We start from the raw sequence: 19,340 nt of genomic DNA, 5'->3' as shown, positions 1-19,340 counted from the left end.
TTCCCTTATTGTTGAGTCACATTGATGCTAAGCATACTAAGTCCCCAGACCAAAGCTTTTTGCTAAGGTACCCATCACCAAGCTCCAGCCGTCTACAAGCACAAATAACATAATTTTAAATGGCAAAGACACTATCATCGGAGAAAGCATCATCATACCCATTGCCATCAGTACTGAGGCGACAACTAAATCAACGATTAAAAATGGGATAAAAAACATAAAGCCAATTATGAACGCGGTTTGCAATTCGCTAGTTACAAATGCAGGGATCAATACTATTAATGGCGTGTCTTTTGGCGAGTCGAGCTGATCGTAACCAGCAATTTTAGCAAATGTTTCTAAATCTTTAAGACGAACTTGGGAAAGCATAAATGCTTTCATCGGCTCTTTGGCAAGCTCTAAAGCTTGTATAGAAGTAACTTGTTCATTTAAGTAAGGTTCTATGGCCCGCTCATTAATTTGCTCGTAAATAGGCGCCATTATAAAAATACTTAAAAAAAGTGACATACCTAGCAACACTTGATTAGACGGTGTTTGCTGTAAGCCAATTGCTTGGCGCAAAATAGCAAGGACTACAATAATTCGTGTGAAAGAAGTCATCATTATTATAGCAGCAGGTATAAAGCTCAGTGCCGTCATAATAGCTAAAACTTGTAACGTTACTGAGTAATCCTGCGTGCCGTCTGCATTTGTTGTAATAGTTAGCGCATCAATTCCTTCAGCACTTACGCTTGGCACAAACACCATGGCAAGAATAATAAGTAGCCACTTTGTCATAGGTTTAATTCTTTTTATTTTGGTTTGATTGCGGGTTTAAAAGTTTCCCAAAACGCTTAGCTAGCTCTGGTAACTCTTTTTCAGTTAAAGGTGTCTCTAATTTATGCAAATAATTAATACTGTGCGGTGTTACTCCTAATAAGTGCTGGGCGTTATCAATTTCAATAACCAATAAACGCTCCCGAGAACCCAAAGGTAGGCTACGAACAACCTTAAATTCGTCGCTATTGACTAAATTTGGGTTTAATTTTTTTACAAAATAAGCCAATACAAGTATGAGTACCAGTACAACAGCTAATGAAAGCACCATAGAGATTATATCACCTGATGGAGCTGCTGATTCTGCTACTGGAAAAACTGAATTTGCTAATATACTTAAACTACTCATCGTAACTTCTTAATCCGTTCAACTTGACTAACAACGTCCGTTAACCTGATACCAAATTTGTCATTAACCACTACAACTTCACCATGAGCAATCAATGTACCATTGACAAGCACATCGAGTGGTTCACCTGCGACTCTATCAAGTTCAACGACTGAACCTTGATTGAGTTGCAGTAAATTACGTATATTAATTTTAGAACGTCCAACTTCCATTGAAATAGTTACTGGGATATCTAAAATCGTATCTAATTTACGCTTTTCATCGCCACTCATTTCATGTCGTTCATCACTTAATTCGTCTAGCTCCGCAACCTGTGCTTCGCTCCCCTCTTCCGGAGTTTCTGCCTCAGCTAATGCTGCAGCCCATTCATCCATAGTATCTTGGTCATCACTCATACTTTTCGCCTTTAAATCAATTACCAGTCTAAGTCTACACCTTTAGAGAGATATAAATCATCTTCTAGTTCTTCTAATTCTGCATCTGAATCAATCTTCTTGCCGCCTTTGGTAAATACATGCAGCTCAGATTTAACTGAATCAGGTCGTTTAATTTTTTCACTAATTTGGAGTGCAACATTGTCGCGTGAACGACCCATTTTAGCTCTAAATGTAGGTAATTCTTCAACAAATACGGTTATATGTTCAGGCATTTCAACCGGAATGATATCACCCGCTTTGAGTTCCATAATTTGTCTTAGGGTTAAATCAACTTCAAGCAATTGAGTCGACATATCAACCTCTACATCCATGATTTCGTCGCGAAGCGCTTTACTCCATCGGAAATCAGTATCTTCAGTGTCCGACTGAACACCTGCATCTAACAGTTCCCGAATTGGCTCAAGCATAGAATAAGGTAAAGCAATATGAAAATCACCACCGCCACCATCAAGTTCAATATGAAAAGAGCTAACAACAACGACTTCTGTTGGACTTACAATATTAGCCATAGCCGGGTTTACTTCGGAATCGAGATATTCAAAAGATACATCCATGACTGGTGCCCATGCTTCTTTATAATCTTCAAAAATTATCTTAAGTAACATTTGCACAATTCGACGCTCTGTCGGTGTAAATTCTCGACCCTCTATTTTTGCATGGTAACGGCCATCCCCACCAAAAAAATTATCTACCAAAATAAACACAAGCCGTGCTTCCATGGTGATAAGACCCGTCCCTTTTAATGGCCTAAAACGAACCATATTTAAACTAGTTGGGACGAAAAGAGTATGGACATACTCGCCAAATTTAATCATTTGTACGCCGTTAATAGACACTTCTGCGGTGCGGCGCATCATATTAAATAAGCTAATTCGCATATGGCGAGCAAAACGTTCGTTAACAATTTCCAGTGTCGGCATGCGACCGCGCACGATGCGATCCTGCGAAGAAAAATCGTACTGGAGCGTACCTCCGCCGTCCTCACCTTCGTTTATATCCTCCTCATCAACGTCATCAATACCGTGTAATAGTGCATCAATTTCGTCTTGGGATAATAAATCGCTCACACTAGCCCCTTATTGCATCACAAAGCCGGTAAATAATACCCGCTCGATTACTTTACTGCCTTCAACATTCATCAAAGCGGCTTGTACTCTCTCAAGGGCAGAAAAGCGCAGTGTCTCTTTACCTGCACTCGTACCTAGCTCATCTGCTGTTGTAGTAGAAAAAACGCTTAATAATGTGCCTTCAATAAGTGGAATATGCTTTTTGGCTGTTTCTTCATTTATACTATCACGCACTAACAGCTGTACTTTAATTTGTACAATTCTATCGCGACTCGAGCCAGGTACGTTAAATATAAACGGTCGTGGCATAGCAACATATAAAGCATTTCCTAACTCAGCTAATGAACCTGACTCTGCTAAAGATGTATCTGCAGTTTCTAAGTTATCAACCGACGCATCCGAACCCGATATATAGAAATAACCAGCAATAACAACAATAATAAGCACTACTGCCGCTATGATTATTATTAATTTCTTTTTACTTTTATCGGTTTCTTCTATTTTTAAACTCTTGTCTTCGGCCATCATGATTCCTTTAATCGCAAAGGTACTTGCTTGTTTTAGTTATTATAATAGCAGTACTTAGGCATAGTAATCTATTGATGATGAAGTTTGTTTTCGAGAACTTTGCGCAGTATTAGCAGTCAGCTCCTGATCGCTATCATTAATAGCTTCTTTATCAACCAAGTTACCTTGAGTTCTATTCTCGCCTTGCTCAGACGACTCACCACCCGATTGCCCATACGAAATAGTACTTTCACCAAGCTCCAACCCTTGCTGCGCTAACATTTCACGCAACCGTGGCATAGATTGTTCAAGTGCTTCTTTAGCTTGTTGATTTTGTACTACAAAGTTTATATGTGCTTGTTCTGCATCGCTTCTAATACGAATTTGCATGCTGCCCATCTCTGGTGGATCAAGACGAACTTCAGCTTCTTTGTTATTAATACTCAACATAGAGCTAACACGTTCTTGCAGTAACTTAGCCGCATCACTTTTAACTATATTAATTGCTTGCATAACACCTGGGTCAATACCTACCTGCTTTACTTGCGATGTACTTTGTAGTTGTTGAGTTTGTATTATTTGAGTATCAAGTAAGCTCTGATCGAAGCCTATTGAATCGTCTTGGCTTAATGTGCTCGTTTTCTGAATATTGAAAGCAGCTGTAATTTGCGTAAATACTTGCGCTACGCGAGCCGGTACTTGCTCTGCGCTTATATTTTTCAACCCATCTTTTTGCATTTGCTCAGATAACTTTACTGCGCTTTCATCTTTCAATGAAGTTGTAGCCACTTTATTTAGTTCAGTATTTTCACTTGTAGAAAATTTTGAGCCTACCTTTTGGGAGTCATTTACAGTACTTTGAGTGCTTGGCGTTAAAAACGTTTTTGATTCTGATTTAACGGTATCGGTATCAGCAAGTCCTATTTCAATTGAAGCTTTCAACTCAGTAACTGTTTGCTTGAGTGCTTCCAACCTCTCGCCTTTAGGCTGCTCAGCTTTAATATAATCATTTAATTGAGTTAATAAGCTTTGTTTTTCAGTCGTATTAAGCGTATCAATCTCAGAACTGAAAGACTGCTTAGTTACGCTACTCTGCGCTTCTTCATTATCTGTAATAAACTGTGCAAGCAGCTGCTTTAAAGCTGCTACGTTACTAACGTTACTAGGCTTATCTAATGCTTGAGTTTGCACACTTAGCTGTAACCTTTGCTCTGGCGTTAAACTGGCAAGTATTTTATCTGCTTTAATTAAATCAGTATCTTTAGTCATTAATGTATCTACAGCAGTACTTTTATCTCTTTCGGTTATTTGTGTAATTGCTGTTGCAGATGCAGCAACTGATGAATCAATACTAGGTGAATCAATGCTAGGAATATTTTTGCTCTCAGAAACAATTCTACTTATGGATTTTTCAATAGCAATATCAGCTTTAAAACTATCTGTAGTTGATGCCTGCTTAAAATCAACTTCGTCAGTTACTCCATTAACCTCGCCAGCTGGTCCATCAACCTTTCCTGTTGGTTTTGAAACAGAGGTATTAATAGCCTGTGCCGAACTTATTTGAGCCAGCATACTATCACCAGAGACGACTATGACTTCACTTATTGTGTTTCCATCCAAGGTTATAGGTGTCTCTGTCTCCTCACTAGACTCTCCATTGTTGAGACTGGCAATCGAATTTTCAGCATCGGGGCTTTTATTGCCTTTTTGCAAAGGTTCAATAAAGCTGTGCGCTGCGTTTAGTTGACTTAAAAACTCCGCACCTGAGTCTTCTTCATCATTTTCTAAGCTATTGTCTTTAAAAGCTAATAATGCATCTTTTTCTGAAGGAGCTAAAACAGAAATGTTATTTATCGCCATAAGTCACCTAATACCAATACGGCAATGTGCCACCGCATATCGCCAAAAAGTTAAATACCACAAAGTAACATAGCAATTAACGTGCCTGAATTATAAAACTTTACGGCGCTGAAAAAATTGGTTAGCAGAAAACTCATCCAACATTTTCTGCTCATTTTTAGCCATTAATGCATTTGCTTTTAGTTTCTGATTTTCGATTAACTTAGCGACCGCTTTAGCTTTAATTTGCTGCTTAAGCCACAATGCCTTACGTTGAGTAACAACTTGTTTAGCTGTGTTTACGGTACTTGCTTGTTGGCGAATCGCTTCTTCAATTTTAGATATAAAAGCATGATATTGCCCAAACCCTGCACTGGATAAACCCGACTTACCTTTGAGATGTAATTGCTGAGAGTATTCAAGTCTAAAACTATTTAGACCTTGTAACTTTTGTTGATTGGCTTGCAAGTTTTGGTTTGCTTGCAAATAACTCATACGCAAATTTTCTTCTTTATCATTTTCAATTTTAAGTAATAAATCGAGTTTATTTTTAGCCATTATGCCTGCCCTAGTAACTGAGCAAGGCCTTGCAGGCCATCATCATAACTAATGACATCTCGCATACCTTGTTGTAAAAATGCATTTACTCTTGGCATCATGTTTATGGCTTGGTCAAGCATTTGGTCGGTACCCTTTTGATAAGCACCTAAAGTGATCATATCTTTGTTTTGCTGATACATGGAGTACACTTGCTTAAGCACTCGGGCTTGCTGCATATGCGGCTCAGAAACAACTTGAGGCATAACACGCGAAATCGACTTTTCGATATCGATTGCAGGATAGTGTCCGCTGTCGGCTAAATCACGCGATAGTACAATATGACCATCTAAAATAGCTCGCGCGGCATCAGCAATAGGGTCTTGCATATCATCGCCTTCACTTAACACCGTAAAAAAGGCAGTAATTGAACCTTGCCCTTCACCGCCATTACCAGCACGTTCCACCAGCGCAGGCAATTTAGCAAACACCGAAGGCGGATAACCCTTTGTAGCCGGCGGCTCGCCAACAGCAAGTGCGATTTCACGTTGTGCCATTGCGTAACGTGTTACCGAATCGAGTAACAATAATACGTTTAAACCCTGATCTCTAAAATATTCTGCAATAGTTACGGCGCTCTCACAGCCTTTTAAACGCATAAGTGGTGATGAATCAGCAGGCGCTGCAACAACAACTGAACGCTTGCGCCCTTCTACACCGAGTATTTCTTCAATAAATTCTTTTACTTCGCGGCCACGCTCCCCCACTAAGCCAACAACAATGACATCGGCTTCGCTACCTCGGGTCATCATACCCAGTAGTACTGATTTACCCACACCAGAGCCGGCAAACAAGCCCATGCGCTGTCCTTGGCCTACTGTAATAACAGAGTTAATAGCGCGCACACCTACATCCATAGGCTTAGTGATTGGTCTTCTTGAAAGCGGGTTTATAGTATTTTGTGCAAACTTTAAATGATGTTCAGCATTAATTTTACCAAGGCCATCTAGCGGGCGGCCTAAGCCATCAACCACACGTCCTAATAAACTCATACCGACAGGTAAACCTAAATTATTAACTTGAGGAATAACACGTGCACCAGGTAATACACCAGAGATATGGTCGTTAGGCATTAAGTACAAAGTTTGATCGTTAAAACCAACTATTTCAGCGTCTACAAAGCCGTTCATGGTTTCTATTTTGCATTGACTACCAACGGGCGCACGTAAACCTCTAGCCTCAAGAGTAAGGCCAACAACACGGGTTAAAATACCAGCTACAGCGGGTGCTGGGGTTTTAATATGTTGTTGATATTGAGATAAGCGTTCGCTTAATGATGCACGTTGAGTTGACATAAAACGCCAATAAAATGGTTAGATACCACTATCATGCAAAAAACTATCCAACGTTTCTTTGACACGTGTTTTAAGAGTCATATCGAGTGACGATTGTGCTGTTTTGACTTCACAGCCACCGCGTTCAAGTGTGGGTTCTGCCATTAATTGCCAATTGTTATCAATAATGGTTTGTTCTCCGTAGCTTTCTTTTATTAGCTCCAAGTCTTCTGGGTTTAAATGAATTCGCACTTTCTCTTGCTCAGCATTAAGTGAATTAATACTTTGTTTTAGAGTATGTAAAATCACATCAGGTGATGTTTTTACTTCTTGATAAATAACAGCTTCAGCTAACATGCTAGCAAGTTGTATTAATTGCTTTTCAGCTTGTTCGTCCACTTTATTTAGTGGTGCAGTTAACCCTTCTAAAATACTTTTTAAGCTTGTTAACTGCTCTTCAATTAATGGTTTTACATCATCACGGCCTTGCGTTTTCCCTTGTTCTAACCCTTCTTTGTAGCCTGCTTCTTTACCTTCACCCACGCCTTTTTCAAAACCGTCTATGTAGCCTTGTTCATGACCTTGTTTAAGGCCTTCCTCGTAAGCATCTTGCCTAATACGTTCTAGCTCAACCATGGTAAGCGCAGGAAGTTCTGGTTCTTGCGGCTCGTCAACTGGCATTTCTTCTGCTAATTCTTTTTTATACAATTCACTGAGCGGTGTTCCATAAGCTGTAGAGCGATTGCCAAAGCTATTTTCATCTGGTGCTATATCTGGAATAGCCCAGTTTTTTAATAATTCATCAGCTTCGTCAGCACGAAGTGTGCGACCTTTTAATTTGCTCATGGTTTATAAGAACTCCTCACCACCACTGCCACCCAACTGAATTTCACCAGAGTCAGATAAACGACGTGCTGTTGATAAAATCTCTTTTTGCGCTGCTTCTACTTCACTTATACGCACTGGTGACATTGCTTCTAAATCATCAGCAATCATTTCGGCTGCACGCTTAGACATGTTGCTCAGTATTTTATCCTTAAGTGCATCGTCAGTGCCCTTAATTGCTTTCATCAATACGTCTTGCTGTACTTCGCGCAGGATTGCTTGAATACCACGGTCATCAACATCCATTAAGTTTTCAAATACAAACATAAGGTCTTGTATTTGCTGCGACATCTCTTCATCATGCTCACGAATAGAGTCCATTAACTGCCCTTCTACGTTGGTATCTAGGTAATTTAAAATATTTGCAGCAGCCTTCAAGCCACCCATTTTAGCTGCTTGTGCACCGGCCTGGCCGGCAAATTGTTTTTCCATTATTTCATTTAGTTCTTGCAGTGCTGCAGGCTGAACTTCTTCAAGGTTTGCAATACGCATAGTCAAATCTAGGCGTACTTTTTCAGGAAATTGAGAAATAATCTCAGCTGATTGCTCTGGCTCTAGATACGATAATACAATTGTTTGAATCTGAGGGTGCTCATTACGAATAATACTAGCCACCTGTTTTGAATCCATCCATTTTAATGAATCGAGACCTTTAGCGCCTGAGCCCATAACTATTTGATCAATAAGGCTCGCAGCTTTATCTTCACCAAGAGCTGCTGTAAGGGCTTTTCTAATAAAGTCTTCCGATTGAAAACCAATTGTACTAAAGCTTTGAATCTGTTCTATAAATAAATGATGCACAGCGCTTATTTTAGCTTGCGAAAGATCCTCTAATCCAGCCATCGCCATACCCACTTTTTGCACCTGTTTAGGTTCTAAGTGCTTAAGTATTTGAGCTGCATCTTCTTCCGTTAAACTCAATAACAATATAGCTGCTTTGTCGACTCCATCTAGCTTATCAACATCAAAAGCCTGCGGGAGTTTTTTTTGTTCTTGATCAGTCATCTTCTGTTAACCACGCTTTTACTACTTGTGATGAGAGTTCTGGTTCATTAGCTACTAAGGCGCGAATTGCCTTAAGTAAGTCTTCGTCGCCATGTAAATCAGGTAACTGCAGTGTACCATCACTTGAGAAACCAACCGAAGCAGAATCAAAATCTTTATTTAGCATATCAAGTGTACTATCGCCAATATCTACGCCTGAGTTTAATGCATCTTCGTCGTATTCTTCTAAAGTATCATCTGGATAAATCAGGCGTTTCAGCATTGGTTTTACTACTGCCATAATTAATACGATAATCACCAAGGCACCCAATACAAGACGGACCATTTTCATGAACCAATCTTGTTCCCACAATGGTACTTCAATATCTAAACCTGTCGCTTCACGTACAAACGGGACAGTAACAACTTCAAGTGCATCACCACGTTGCATATCAAACCCAACACCACCTTGTAATAAGCGACGAATATTTGACAATGCTTCTACTGATCGCGGAGCCATGGTTGTCTCACCGTTTTCTCCTACTTTAGGAATATAGTCTACGGCAACTGATACACTTATTCTTCGTATTACACCACTTTGCTGACGTTTGTGTGAAATAGTTGTATCGAGTTCATAATTACGTGTTGCTTCTTTATGGGTACGGCTTGGTGAAGTAGCAGTACCAGCGCCACCCTCAGTAACTGATTCAGGGATATCTGAATTAACTGGTGGCTGATTTGTCAGCGCACCAGGGATCCCAACAGCTAAACCACCAATATTATTTTCTTCGAATGTAGTTTCACTCCTAACAGCCGGTAAGTCTGGGTTATAGCGTTTTTGAGTTTCTTCAATCGCGCTAAAGTCCATACTCAAATCTACCTGTGCTGTGTAATTTGAAAGTCCAACAACCGGTATTAGAATACTGTCTATTTTTTCAAGGTATTCCTGTTCGCGCTTACGCTCTAAGTCGTACTCTTTACGAGAGCGTGCTGCTAATAAGCTTTGCGAACCTGAATTTAATAAACGACCATTTTGATCGGTAACCGTTACTCGTGTAGGTTCTAAGCCTTGTACTGCAGAGGCAATCATATCAACAACGGAGTCAACTTCTTCACGATCAAGCGATCTGCCGCGTTTAAGTGTTAATACAACTGTCGCTGATGGTTTTTTCTCTCTGCGGGCAAATACATTTTCTTTAGGAATAGCTAGCAATACTTTGGCGCGAGTTATATTGTTGAGCTCTTCAATAGTGCGTGCTAATTGTTGTTCGCGGCCATGCTTTAAACGTTCACGCTCTAAGCGCTGGCTAACACCAAAACCCATATCTTGCATAATAATATCAGAGCCCGAATCTGGCCCTTGGTCTAGCCCTTCGCGAGTCATTAACAACTTAATGTTTTGATACTCACTTTCATCAACCGATACCACATTGCCATCAAGTTGATATTCAATTTTTTGCGCATCTAAAAAGTCTAGGGTTTGGATAAGTTCTTCGGTTTGCATTTTGCCTAATGGGCGCATATCTGGCTGACGAGCCCAGATAATTATAAAAATTGCGATTGCTAAACAAATGGCTAATGCAATAACCAATGTTACTTGGCGCAATACATCAACACCATTCAAGGCACTTAAATAGCCTGACTTTTGCTCTTGTTGATCATTTTCGTCTGTTTGCTCAATGCCATCACCAGCGAGTGCAAGATCTGTAGATTGATTAGATTGCGCCACAATAATTCTCCACTACCTAGTTAAACAGGCATGTTCATGATTTCTTTATATGCGTCAACAAGTTTATTACGAACTTGTACTGTAGCTTCAAAAGCAACTGATGATTTTTGAGAAGCAATCATCGCCTCTGCGAGCGATACACTTCGATCGCCCATCTCAACCGCTTTTACTTTTTGCCCAGCATCTTGCTGTAATTCATGTACTGTATTTAATGCACTACTCAGCATCTCGCCAAATTGTGAAGTAGAAGTAGATTGTACTTGAGTAGGCAATTTATTAATTTGATTATTACGGCCAGCTTCTAAAGCCATTGATTGCATTTCTTGGAATATAGCACTATTTTGAATTTTCATACTTTAGTCTCTAACGATACAGTTAACTCTTACAGTTACTAAAGCACAAACTATGCCAATTAAAATAACCTATTAATACAGTGAGTTACTAGTTTATTTTCGAGTCAGAGTTTTGACAACCCTAAATTAAAAATGTTTAATTTAGGGTTTGGAGGTTATGCAGGAAGTGAAATACCTAAGTCACGCATTTGCGCTAATTTATAACGTAGAGTTCGTGGGCTTATACCCAGAGTTTCAGCCACGTCTTTACGCTTACCTTGACAACGTGCAAGGGTTTCTAAAATAATTCGATGCTCTTTATCTTTAAGCTCATCTTTATAGCTACCTGTATCTGCAGATAGTAAACCTTGCTTAGGTTCAACCTCAACAGGTGATTTTTCATCGTAGTATGCAGAGCTTAACGTGCTTTTCTCAATACCTTGAGCTTCTTGAGTTACCTCGGCTGCCGACACTGTTTGCACCGCAGCCAATGAAGGCTCCATAACAAAGTTATTAGATGCTAAGTTTTCGATAAAAATAGCATGCTCGTTTATTGTGTTGCCCGTACGCAGTATAAGTGCACGTTGTATAACGTTATCAAGCTCGCGCACATTACCAGGCCATGTATGAGCCAATAGCTTTTGCTCAGCCGCTTTATCTAGATACGCCATCGGCTCTTTACTTTTACTAATATGGCGCTCAATTAAATGCTTAGCCAATACAATAATATCACCGGGGCGTTGGCACAATGGTCGCCACATCAATGGAAAAACATTAAGCCTGTAATATAAATCTTCTCTAAACTGGTTTTTAGCAACCGCTTCTTTTAAGTCACGATTACTGGTAGCCAAAATACGCACATCAAGTTGAATTGTTTTACGGCCACCTAAACGCTCTACTTCACGCTCTTGCAGTACACGCAAAAGCTTAGCTTGTAACCCTAAGTCCATCTCAGTAATTTCATCAAGTAAAATAGTACCGCTCTGCGCTTGCTCAAACTTACCCGGGCATGCTTGAATCGCGCCCGTAAAAGCCCCTTTTTCATAACCAAATAAAGTGGCTTCGAGCATATTTTCAGGAATAGCCGCGCAGTTAATCGCCACAAATGGTTCATTACAACGGCTCGACTTATCGTGAATATAACGAGCAAGTACTTCCTTACCAGAACCACTTGGGCCAAGTACCATAACACTAGCATCAGAGCGTGCCACTTTACTTGCAAGCTCTAACAATTGAATACTCGTTGGGTCAGCAACAATAGGGCCGTCAGTTTCTTTTGCTTTTTCAGGCAAATAACGGCTCACCATATTCAGCAGCACTTCAGGTGCAAATGGTTTAGCCATGTAGTCAATTGCACCTAGGCGCATGGCCTCTACAGCATCGTCAATTGTGGCGTACGCCGTCATCATCAATACCGGTAAATCAGGATGGTTTAATTTAATACTACGTAATAGATCAAGCCCACTCATTGCGCCCATTTGCACGTCGCTTACAACAAGCGAAAATTGATCTTTTTTAAGCAATAACATTGCTTGCTCAGCGCTATTGGCAGCAACACATTCAATACCCGACATTTCAAGGGTATCTATTAAAGCCTCACGTAAACCTGCGTCATCTTCGACAACTAAAATAGTGTTACTCATGATGATTCCTCTAGTTTAGATGTTGACTTAATAGGCAGTAACAAGCTAAAGCAGGCACCACCATGTGCATTATTAGTTACCTCAACACGGCCTTGGTGTGCGTTAGCCACCGAACTTACTACAGCAAGCCCTAAGCCTGTACCTTGAATTTTAGTAGTAAAAAATGGTTCGAAAATCTTATCGCCTTGGCTTAAATCAACACCTGGTCCATTATCGCTCACGCTAATACAAACCATATCTAAATTTTTTAAATCTCTTTGTGCACTTATTTTTACTTTTGCACCACTGCCGATAACTTGAATACTGTTATGCACAAGGTTTTGAATAGCACTAGCTAATGCTGTTTTATTACCAACTATTTGTATATCTGGTTCAGGTAAGCTTATATCCAGCTCACTTTCATTGAGCGCTACCATCGCATCAGCGCCCGCTTTAACTTCAGTCAACAGCTGCTGCATTGAAACTTGCTCTACAACTTGCTGCTCACCACTTTTTGCAAATAACAGCATATCATTTACTTGAGTTTCCAAATCTTTCAAGCGAGACATTAGTTTTGTTTGAAAGTTATCGCGAGATGCTTCCGGTAAGCGTTTAGAACCTAAATTAGCCGCGTAAAGCATAGCGGCTGAGAGCGGCGTACGTACTTGATGTGCCAACGAGGCAACCATTTTCCCAAGCGCACTCAATCGCTGCATATGCGCAACCCGCTTTTGTAAACGGCGGGTTTCGGTCAAATCAGTCATTAAAATAAGTTGCCCAGGCTCTGGTGCTAAAGCAGTAATATCTAGCTTTATTAAGCGTCCGTCTTTTAAAGACACTTCGTGGCCATCATCTTGATGCGGCCTAAAAGAGCGCTGAATAACATTAAACCAGCGTTCGCCTTCAAGTGGTTCACCAAGCATATCAATCGCTATTTGATTCGCTTTAGCAATTAATCCCTTGCCATCAAGTACAACCACACCTGCGGGCATAGTATCAACTAAATGCGAAAGCCAACTTGCTTGCTTACGCAGATCGCTTAATTCACCAATGTACTCCTCTTGGAGTAAACATGGGTTATACTGATTTGCAGAAAAAAACTGTGGTTTTAGCACGCTTGCAAGAGCCATAATCAAATCTCAAATTGATGTAGATACATGTCTAAATGCACGATTTATACCAAAATTTATTTCATATTTTTCATCATGTTACATCAATAATTTGAGCGACATAAAAATGACGCTCGCTAAAAGGAATAATAATGAGTGAGAAAATAAAGTGCCGCTGTCCATGGCTCGATACGAGTAAACCCGACTACGTTATTTACCATGATGAGGAGTGGGGTGTGCCCCTGTATGAGGATACAAAGCTGTTTGAATTTATCACGCTTGAATCTGCGCAAGCAGGTTTAAGCTGGTACACAATTTTAAAAAAACGCAGTGGTTATAAAAAAGCATTTGCTAATTTTAATATAAATAAAGTGGCACAATTCACGCAAGATGACGTGGAAAGATTAATGCTTGATGAGAACATTGTGCGCAATCGCTTAAAAATTGCTGCAACCGTTAACAACGCAAAATGCTTTATAGAAATACAAAAAGAATTTGGAAGCTTTAGTAACTACCAATGGCAGTTTGTGGGCAATAAGCCCCTTATAAGTAATTTAAATAACGTTGAGGACTATCCAGCAATTACAGAGGCATCAACCGCATTTGCTAAAGATTTAAAAAAACGGGGTTTTAAGTTTTTAGGCCCTACAACGGTTTACGCTCATATGCAGGCCTGCGGTATGGTTAACGATCACAGTAATGATTGTTTTAGAAAAGAAGAAATTATTAAGACATTTAGTTAGTCAGTGGGTAAGTGATTAAAAGCTACGCTTTTCACGTGAGCAAGCTCAACGTCTACCGCCAAGGTTTAGATTTTAGGTTATCTTGTAGACGCGAAGCTTGCGTGACGGGCAAAGCCCGTAAGGTAGTTGCTCATTAATGAATAATAAATAACGAAAAGCATTTCACCATTTTCGTACTTCTAATCTCTTGAAAGATTATATTTTTTCATTTTTTCGACTAACGTAGTTCTGCGTACTCCTAATATTTCTGCAGCGCGAGCAACAATATAGTCGTAACGTTCTAGCGCTTGCGTTATTAAGCTTATTTCAAGTTCAGCTAAGTAATCTTTAAGTTCAATACCATCATCAGGTAAAACCCCGCTACCTGCTTGGCTAAAATCAGCTTCAGGTTCACTCTCATAATCACTAAACCCCGAGCTAAAAATATCGTTAAAGGCATCTTTTTCCATTAACTCTTCAGGGTATTGAGGCTCGTATGCCTCAACCTCAATATAACGGTATTTATCAGGTAAATCGGGGATATCAACCACTTTTTCAGGAAACATAATAACCATACGTTCCACTAAATTTGCAAGCTCACGAATATTACCCGGCCAACTATGCTCTTTTAAACTTTCAACAGCGCGTTCAGTAAACTTAGCGGTTGAGCCACTTTGCTCATTAACGCGGCGCATTAACTCTTTTAATAATAACGGTATGTCATCAGCACGCTGAGAAAGAGACGGGCTCTCAATAGGAAATACATTTAAACGATAGTATAAATCTTCGCGAAACGTGCCTTGCTCTATCATAGATTCGAGGTTGCGATGAGTCGCTGCAATAATGCGCACGTCGGCTTGAATTGCCTTTGTACCACCCACACGCTCATAGCTGCGCTCTTGTAATACGCGAAGCAGTTTAACTTGCATTTGCAGTGGCATATCGCCTATTTCATCCAAAAATAGCGTACCACCCTGAGCCAGTTCAAACCGCCCTTTACGAGCAGAAATAGCACCAGTAAATGCACCTTTTTCATGGCCAAATAATTCACTTTCGAGCAACTCACCAGGAATAGCACCACAGTTTACGGGTACAAAAGGCCCCTTAAGACGTTTTGACAATAAGTGTACGTTACGTGCGACTACCTCCTTCCCGGTACCCGACTCACCTAAAATGAGCACATTCGCATCAGTTTTAGCTACTTGCTCAATTAAAAAACGTAAATCTTTAACTGCGGTTGTTTCACCCACAAGGCCATCAAAAGTATTATGCGGTTTATTATGTTTATGCTCATTGGGAAGCATTCGCTGATATTGCTGGCAATCATGTAACAACTGAGTTGTTATATCGTGGCTAAATGGTTCACACACTAAGCCAACAACATTAGCAATACTTAGTAAGGGTTTGAGTGTTTCGCCTATTAATAAAAAAGGAAACGTAGGGTAGCGCTTTATTAAACTTTCATGATCAAGTGATTGCAAAGCACCTAAAATTATAATGCATTCTTTATTTTGGTACTTACTAAATGCTTGTTCAAAATCAGCTTCGGTATGTAATTGCACCGCTTCACCAATAAAAGTAAGTGAGGCATATAATCCTATCGAGCGATTATTATTATTATCTAAAATTAAGATCATTTTTAGCGGCCATTTATTTCACTAATTTATTCTGTTAACCAAATTGTAATCCAGTTGAAATTGTATGCAAGCACTAGTGGCGACTTTTTGACATTAACGCCAAAAAACAGACACTTTAAAATAAATTCCAATACTTTCAGACTACTTCTACAATACAAAATTTATGCTTCACCACCAAATAGTAGTAACAAATAAGCATATAAACTTTTATGGAGCTAACATATGGGGCTAACATATATTCACTTTTTACGATAAGGTTTAACTCTTGGTAGATACCTAGTCCTTAGGTATTTTGTGATTTAGGTTAAGTCTGTAATGTGTAAGACTATGCAAATAGTAAATATACTTAAAGATATAGCTACTTTTGCCGATATAGAGTAGTTAGTTTATATTTTGGAACTAAACTTGCTTAAATTGCTAGATATATTATTAAACTTTTAGGATTAGACATGGCCCATGCATCAATAAATAAATATCGCCAAATAACCGTTAGTAGCGTAAAGGAAATGACGCCATATGAACAAGTTAAACTTGTTTTTGTAAATATCATCGGTAAGTTATCTGCTGCAAAAGGATTTGTTGAACGAAAAGAGTTAGCCAAGAAGGGAGTTGCTATCTCTGATTGCATTACTTTACTGGGTGCTCTACAACAGGTATTAAACTTTGAGAATGATAACGAGATTTCATCTAATCTTGATGCTTTGTACGATTACTGCCAGCGTAATTTATTAGTCGCTAATTTAGAAAATGATATACAAAAGATCGATGAAGTTATTCTTTTAATTAAAGAAATTAAGTCAGGTTGGGAAGAAATTCCTTTCGATCAAAGAGCTCTGTAGTAACTATGTCTTTTACCACAGTAACCGCTGTTCATATTTCCGATAGCGAAACACGCAGGCAGTGCAACGAGCTTTTACTTTTAGCTGATTCAGATATAGATCAAGCGCTAAATGCGCATCACACATTAAACAGCTACTTAAAAAAATCACTTACTGAAGATAAAAACTTTTACTCAGCTGACGAACTTAAATTTTTAATTGATCTTATCCAGCAACTTTCTAATAAGATAGAAAGTGAAAAGCGGCATATAGCGACTAAAATAATCAGTAAGCAAAAAAGTAAAAATGCAGTAAAAAAGTATAAATCTCATTTTTAAAAATGCCTTTAGTTAACTTACATATCCACTTTATTTTAGTAATACGGCACTTTTACAATACTCCCACTACGTAAATTTGCTTAACGCATAACAAATCAGTCAAATATAAACTTTGGCTGATTTGTTATCGCTTAGAGTTAAATCTTCACCGCCAACTGCATAGTCTAAATAATCTACGTCTCATTATTACGATATGAAGCAAGCTATCTAGATAATGTTATACATTTGAGTTATATCAACTCAGTTAATTAAGTAGTCAATCTTGAGGTAAGAAAACTGCGTCGATAACAAGGCAAGAATCTCGTTATTTAGTTGCTCTATATCAGAAATTTCTAACGCAGTTAGCGCCCGGTCAATCCCCCTAATTGATTAAGTATTATTGCGGATTGATATTATATCAATCTGCTTGTATGAAGGGTCTATTTAAGGATAAGAAAATCCCGCTAGAACTAGAAAAAATTATTGCATCTGGTTGTTCTAAAAAATTTTTCAACGACGCTATAGAGTGATCTAATTCGTTAAATGACTCAAATATTTATACAGGTTGATCTCAACCTTCTCTCTTGAATAGAATCGCCAGTTTCTGCTCTCATACACGTGGATATAATAATTTTCCGCAAGTAGGTGGGTTGTTTTTTTATCTTGGAGTAGTCATGCATATAATAGGACGCATCTTGGTATTGTTTTAATTAGAATTAGCATTCGTTTTTTGGACTAATAGCTTTTAGTTAGCTATGCAGGTAGGTTTTTCTAGTGATGAGGTCAAAGTAACAAGTTAGAAGAGTACCTATTACTTTACTTGACCTCAAATTTATAATTTTATCCAGCTTAACTTGATTGTTTAACTACACCAGGGAGATTAGCTAATTGTTGTGTTAAATAACTACCTGTTGCGTTCATATTTGCCACAAGTAAATCCATGGCATTATATTGGCTTAATAAGCGACTTTCATAAGCAGCCATGCGTAAAGTAAAGTCTTCAGCATCCTCGCCTAGTTTATCTATTTGCGCTTCTCGCCCATCTATACGTGTCTCAATTATTCCACCTGAGGCCGTATAACCTTTAATAACCGTATCTAGTTTGGCAACGAAACCATCGTCTTCGTTTTCGCCAACAAAAAAGGTCATTATTGCTGCGGGGTCATCTTCAACAGCCTTTTTTAGCACATCGTCATCAATACTTAACTTGCCTGAGCGCTCAGTTCTAATACCGTAATTTGATAAAAAGTCAGTATTCCCATTTCCTGTACTAAATTCAGAGGTAAGTAATGCTCTAACTTGGTTCACTGAACCTCGCAGCAATGAGTCACCCGCTAATGCACCCACTCCATTTTCAGCAGATGAACTACCTAATTGTGCAGATAAATCAATAAACGCGTTAAATTTCTCTACAAATGATTTTAATCCTGCCGCTATATTATTATTATTTTCGGTTATTTTAGCCTTACTTAAATCATCACTAACGCCATGTGTTTTTTTAGCTGTAATGGTTACGCCGTCAATAACACCGGCAAATTCATTAGTACTACTCGTTGCAACTAAAGTCCCATCAATTGTTATTGATGCATCAGTGGCTTTAATTGTTTCATTTAAATTTTTGGCATAGGTAGGTGAAGCTGGATCGCTATCAAATGCTAAGCGCGATAAACCTGCATTGTCGGTATTGTTAGCATCGCTTACATCATCTACAACAATTTTAATTGCATTTGCTTCGCCAGTTTCTTTACTTGATAGTACTAAATGCTGGCCTGAGTTATCAGTAATAATAGTTGCGTTCACTGAGTCATTGTCATTAGAGTCATTAATAGCATCGCGAATATCAGCCAGAGTCGCTGTATCAGAAACATCGATGTTAAAATTATTGCTACCCGAACTAATAGTGAGTTTACCTTCACCAACAGCAGCATCTGCGCCAATAGCTTCTGACACTAATTTATGGTTTTCTGCTAAGTTGTTAACTTTTATAGAGTAGTTATTAGTTTGTGCATTTTTTTCAGAACTAAGAGAAACAAAATCGTCACTTCCGCTAATGGTGCGTTTTTGAAAATTATCAACATCCCCCAACGACTCTAATGAAGTGTTAAGTTCTTCTAATGACGATTTAAGCGCACCAACAGCTGATATATCAGTGGTATGAGTTGCTTGCTGGCGAGTAATTCGTGCTTGGTAAGGCGCTTTTTCGGCATTAACTAAAGCATCTACAATTTCGCTAACCTGTAAACCCGAACCGATACCTGTAAATGAAATAGCCATAATACACTTCCTCTTTAATTGCTAA

Annotated in this window: 19 protein-coding genes; 3 read left to right on the top strand and 16 right to left on the bottom strand. The window is 39.0% G+C overall.

What is annotated here, in order from left to right:
• Positions 1–36 precede the first annotated feature (36 nt).
• The 14 genes from fliP to I6F40_RS09585 form a co-directional block, all read right to left on the bottom strand.
• Entirely contained in the window at positions 37–777 is a 741-nt protein-coding gene (fliP, locus tag I6F40_RS09650) for a flagellar type III secretion system pore protein FliP (RefSeq protein WP_166376919.1), read from the bottom strand.
• A 4-nt stretch (positions 778–781) separates the two neighbouring features.
• Entirely contained in the window at positions 782–1,165 is a 384-nt protein-coding gene (gene fliO / locus I6F40_RS09645; protein ID WP_166376918.1) for a flagellar biosynthetic protein FliO, read from the bottom strand.
• Positions 1,162–1,560 (bottom strand): flagellar motor switch protein FliN, encoded by a 399-nt coding sequence (gene fliN / locus I6F40_RS09640; protein WP_166376917.1) that lies wholly within the window; start codon positions 1,558–1,560, stop codon positions 1,162–1,164. The genes fliO and fliN overlap by 4 nt, the downstream gene beginning before the upstream one ends.
• 20 nt (positions 1,561–1,580) lie before the next feature.
• Complete coding sequence (gene fliM, locus I6F40_RS09635; protein ID WP_166376916.1) at positions 1,581–2,669, bottom strand: flagellar motor switch protein FliM; 1,089 nt, start codon at positions 2,667–2,669, stop codon at positions 1,581–1,583.
• A gap of 9 nt (positions 2,670–2,678) precedes the next feature.
• A complete protein-coding gene (gene fliL, locus I6F40_RS09630) occupies positions 2,679–3,194 on the bottom strand; it encodes a flagellar basal body-associated protein FliL (protein WP_197192836.1) in 516 nt (171 codons plus the stop codon).
• A gap of 57 nt (positions 3,195–3,251) precedes the next feature.
• Positions 3,252–5,036 carry a flagellar hook-length control protein FliK gene (locus tag I6F40_RS09625; protein ID WP_197192835.1) on the bottom strand — a complete coding sequence of 595 codons (1,785 nt, stop codon included), beginning with the start codon at positions 5,034–5,036 and terminating at the stop codon, positions 3,252–3,254.
• 90 nt (positions 5,037–5,126) lie between these two features.
• Positions 5,127–5,573, bottom strand: a complete 447-nt coding sequence (gene fliJ, locus I6F40_RS09620; RefSeq protein WP_197192834.1) for a flagellar export protein FliJ — start codon at positions 5,571–5,573, stop codon at positions 5,127–5,129.
• Positions 5,573–6,907, bottom strand: coding sequence for a flagellar protein export ATPase FliI (fliI, locus tag I6F40_RS09615; RefSeq protein ID WP_010553908.1), 1,335 nt, complete (start codon positions 6,905–6,907; stop codon positions 5,573–5,575). Before fliI ends, fliJ begins: the two co-directional genes overlap by 1 nt.
• Positions 6,908–6,925: 18 nt before the next feature.
• Positions 6,926–7,732, bottom strand: a complete 807-nt coding sequence (gene fliH / locus I6F40_RS09610; protein ID WP_166376911.1) for a flagellar assembly protein FliH — start codon at positions 7,730–7,732, stop codon at positions 6,926–6,928.
• A gap of 3 nt (positions 7,733–7,735) precedes the next feature.
• On the bottom strand, positions 7,736–8,776 hold the full coding sequence (fliG, locus tag I6F40_RS09605) for a flagellar motor switch protein FliG (protein ID WP_166376910.1): 1,041 nt from the start codon (positions 8,774–8,776) through the stop codon (positions 7,736–7,738).
• The gene (fliF, locus tag I6F40_RS09600) at positions 8,769–10,484 is read right to left on the bottom strand and encodes a flagellar basal-body MS-ring/collar protein FliF (protein ID WP_166376909.1); all 1,716 of its coding nucleotides are present in this window, start codon (positions 10,482–10,484) and stop codon (positions 8,769–8,771) included. Before fliF ends, fliG begins: the two co-directional genes overlap by 8 nt.
• Positions 10,485–10,504: 20 nt before the next feature.
• Complete coding sequence (gene fliE / locus I6F40_RS09595) at positions 10,505–10,837, bottom strand: flagellar hook-basal body complex protein FliE (RefSeq protein ID WP_166376908.1); 333 nt, start codon at positions 10,835–10,837, stop codon at positions 10,505–10,507.
• A gap of 155 nt (positions 10,838–10,992) precedes the next feature.
• Entirely contained in the window at positions 10,993–12,459 is a 1,467-nt protein-coding gene (locus I6F40_RS09590; RefSeq protein ID WP_197192833.1) for a sigma-54-dependent transcriptional regulator, read from the bottom strand.
• Positions 12,456–13,568, bottom strand: a complete 1,113-nt coding sequence (locus I6F40_RS09585; protein WP_166376906.1) for a sensor histidine kinase — start codon at positions 13,566–13,568, stop codon at positions 12,456–12,458. The genes I6F40_RS09590 and I6F40_RS09585 overlap by 4 nt, the downstream gene beginning before the upstream one ends.
• 131 nt (positions 13,569–13,699) lie before the next feature.
• Here I6F40_RS09585 and I6F40_RS09580 point away from each other — a divergent pair, with 131 nt between their 5' ends.
• Positions 13,700–14,290, top strand: coding sequence for a DNA-3-methyladenine glycosylase I (locus tag I6F40_RS09580; RefSeq protein ID WP_166376905.1), 591 nt, complete (start codon positions 13,700–13,702; stop codon positions 14,288–14,290).
• A gap of 179 nt (positions 14,291–14,469) precedes the next feature.
• Here the strand turns inward: I6F40_RS09580 and I6F40_RS09575 are convergent, their stop codons facing one another.
• Positions 14,470–15,906, bottom strand: a complete 1,437-nt coding sequence (locus I6F40_RS09575) for a sigma-54 dependent transcriptional regulator (protein WP_166376904.1) — start codon at positions 15,904–15,906, stop codon at positions 14,470–14,472.
• 449 nt (positions 15,907–16,355) lie between these two features.
• Here I6F40_RS09575 and fliS point away from each other — a divergent pair, with 449 nt between their 5' ends.
• Both fliS and I6F40_RS09565 read left to right on the top strand, forming a co-directional pair.
• Positions 16,356–16,745 carry a flagellar export chaperone FliS gene (gene fliS, locus I6F40_RS09570; RefSeq protein ID WP_166376903.1) on the top strand — a complete coding sequence of 130 codons (390 nt, stop codon included), beginning with the start codon at positions 16,356–16,358 and terminating at the stop codon, positions 16,743–16,745.
• Positions 16,746–16,750: 5 nt separating this feature from the next.
• Positions 16,751–17,062, top strand: a complete 312-nt coding sequence (locus I6F40_RS09565; RefSeq protein ID WP_166376902.1) for a hypothetical protein — start codon at positions 16,751–16,753, stop codon at positions 17,060–17,062.
• Between the two features lie 828 nt (positions 17,063–17,890).
• Here the strand turns inward: I6F40_RS09565 and fliD are convergent.
• Positions 17,891–19,315 (bottom strand): flagellar filament capping protein FliD, encoded by a 1,425-nt coding sequence (fliD, locus tag I6F40_RS09560; RefSeq protein WP_197192832.1) that lies wholly within the window; start codon positions 19,313–19,315, stop codon positions 17,891–17,893.
• Positions 19,316–19,340 lie beyond the last annotated feature (25 nt).

This window comes from Pseudoalteromonas sp. SWXJ133 (assembly GCF_015864365.1).
GTDB classification, from domain to species: Bacteria; Pseudomonadota; Gammaproteobacteria; order Enterobacterales; family Alteromonadaceae; genus Pseudoalteromonas; species Pseudoalteromonas arctica.
The sequence above is the reverse complement of the archived record's forward strand: the minus strand, read 5'-3'. Positions and strand labels throughout refer to the sequence as shown.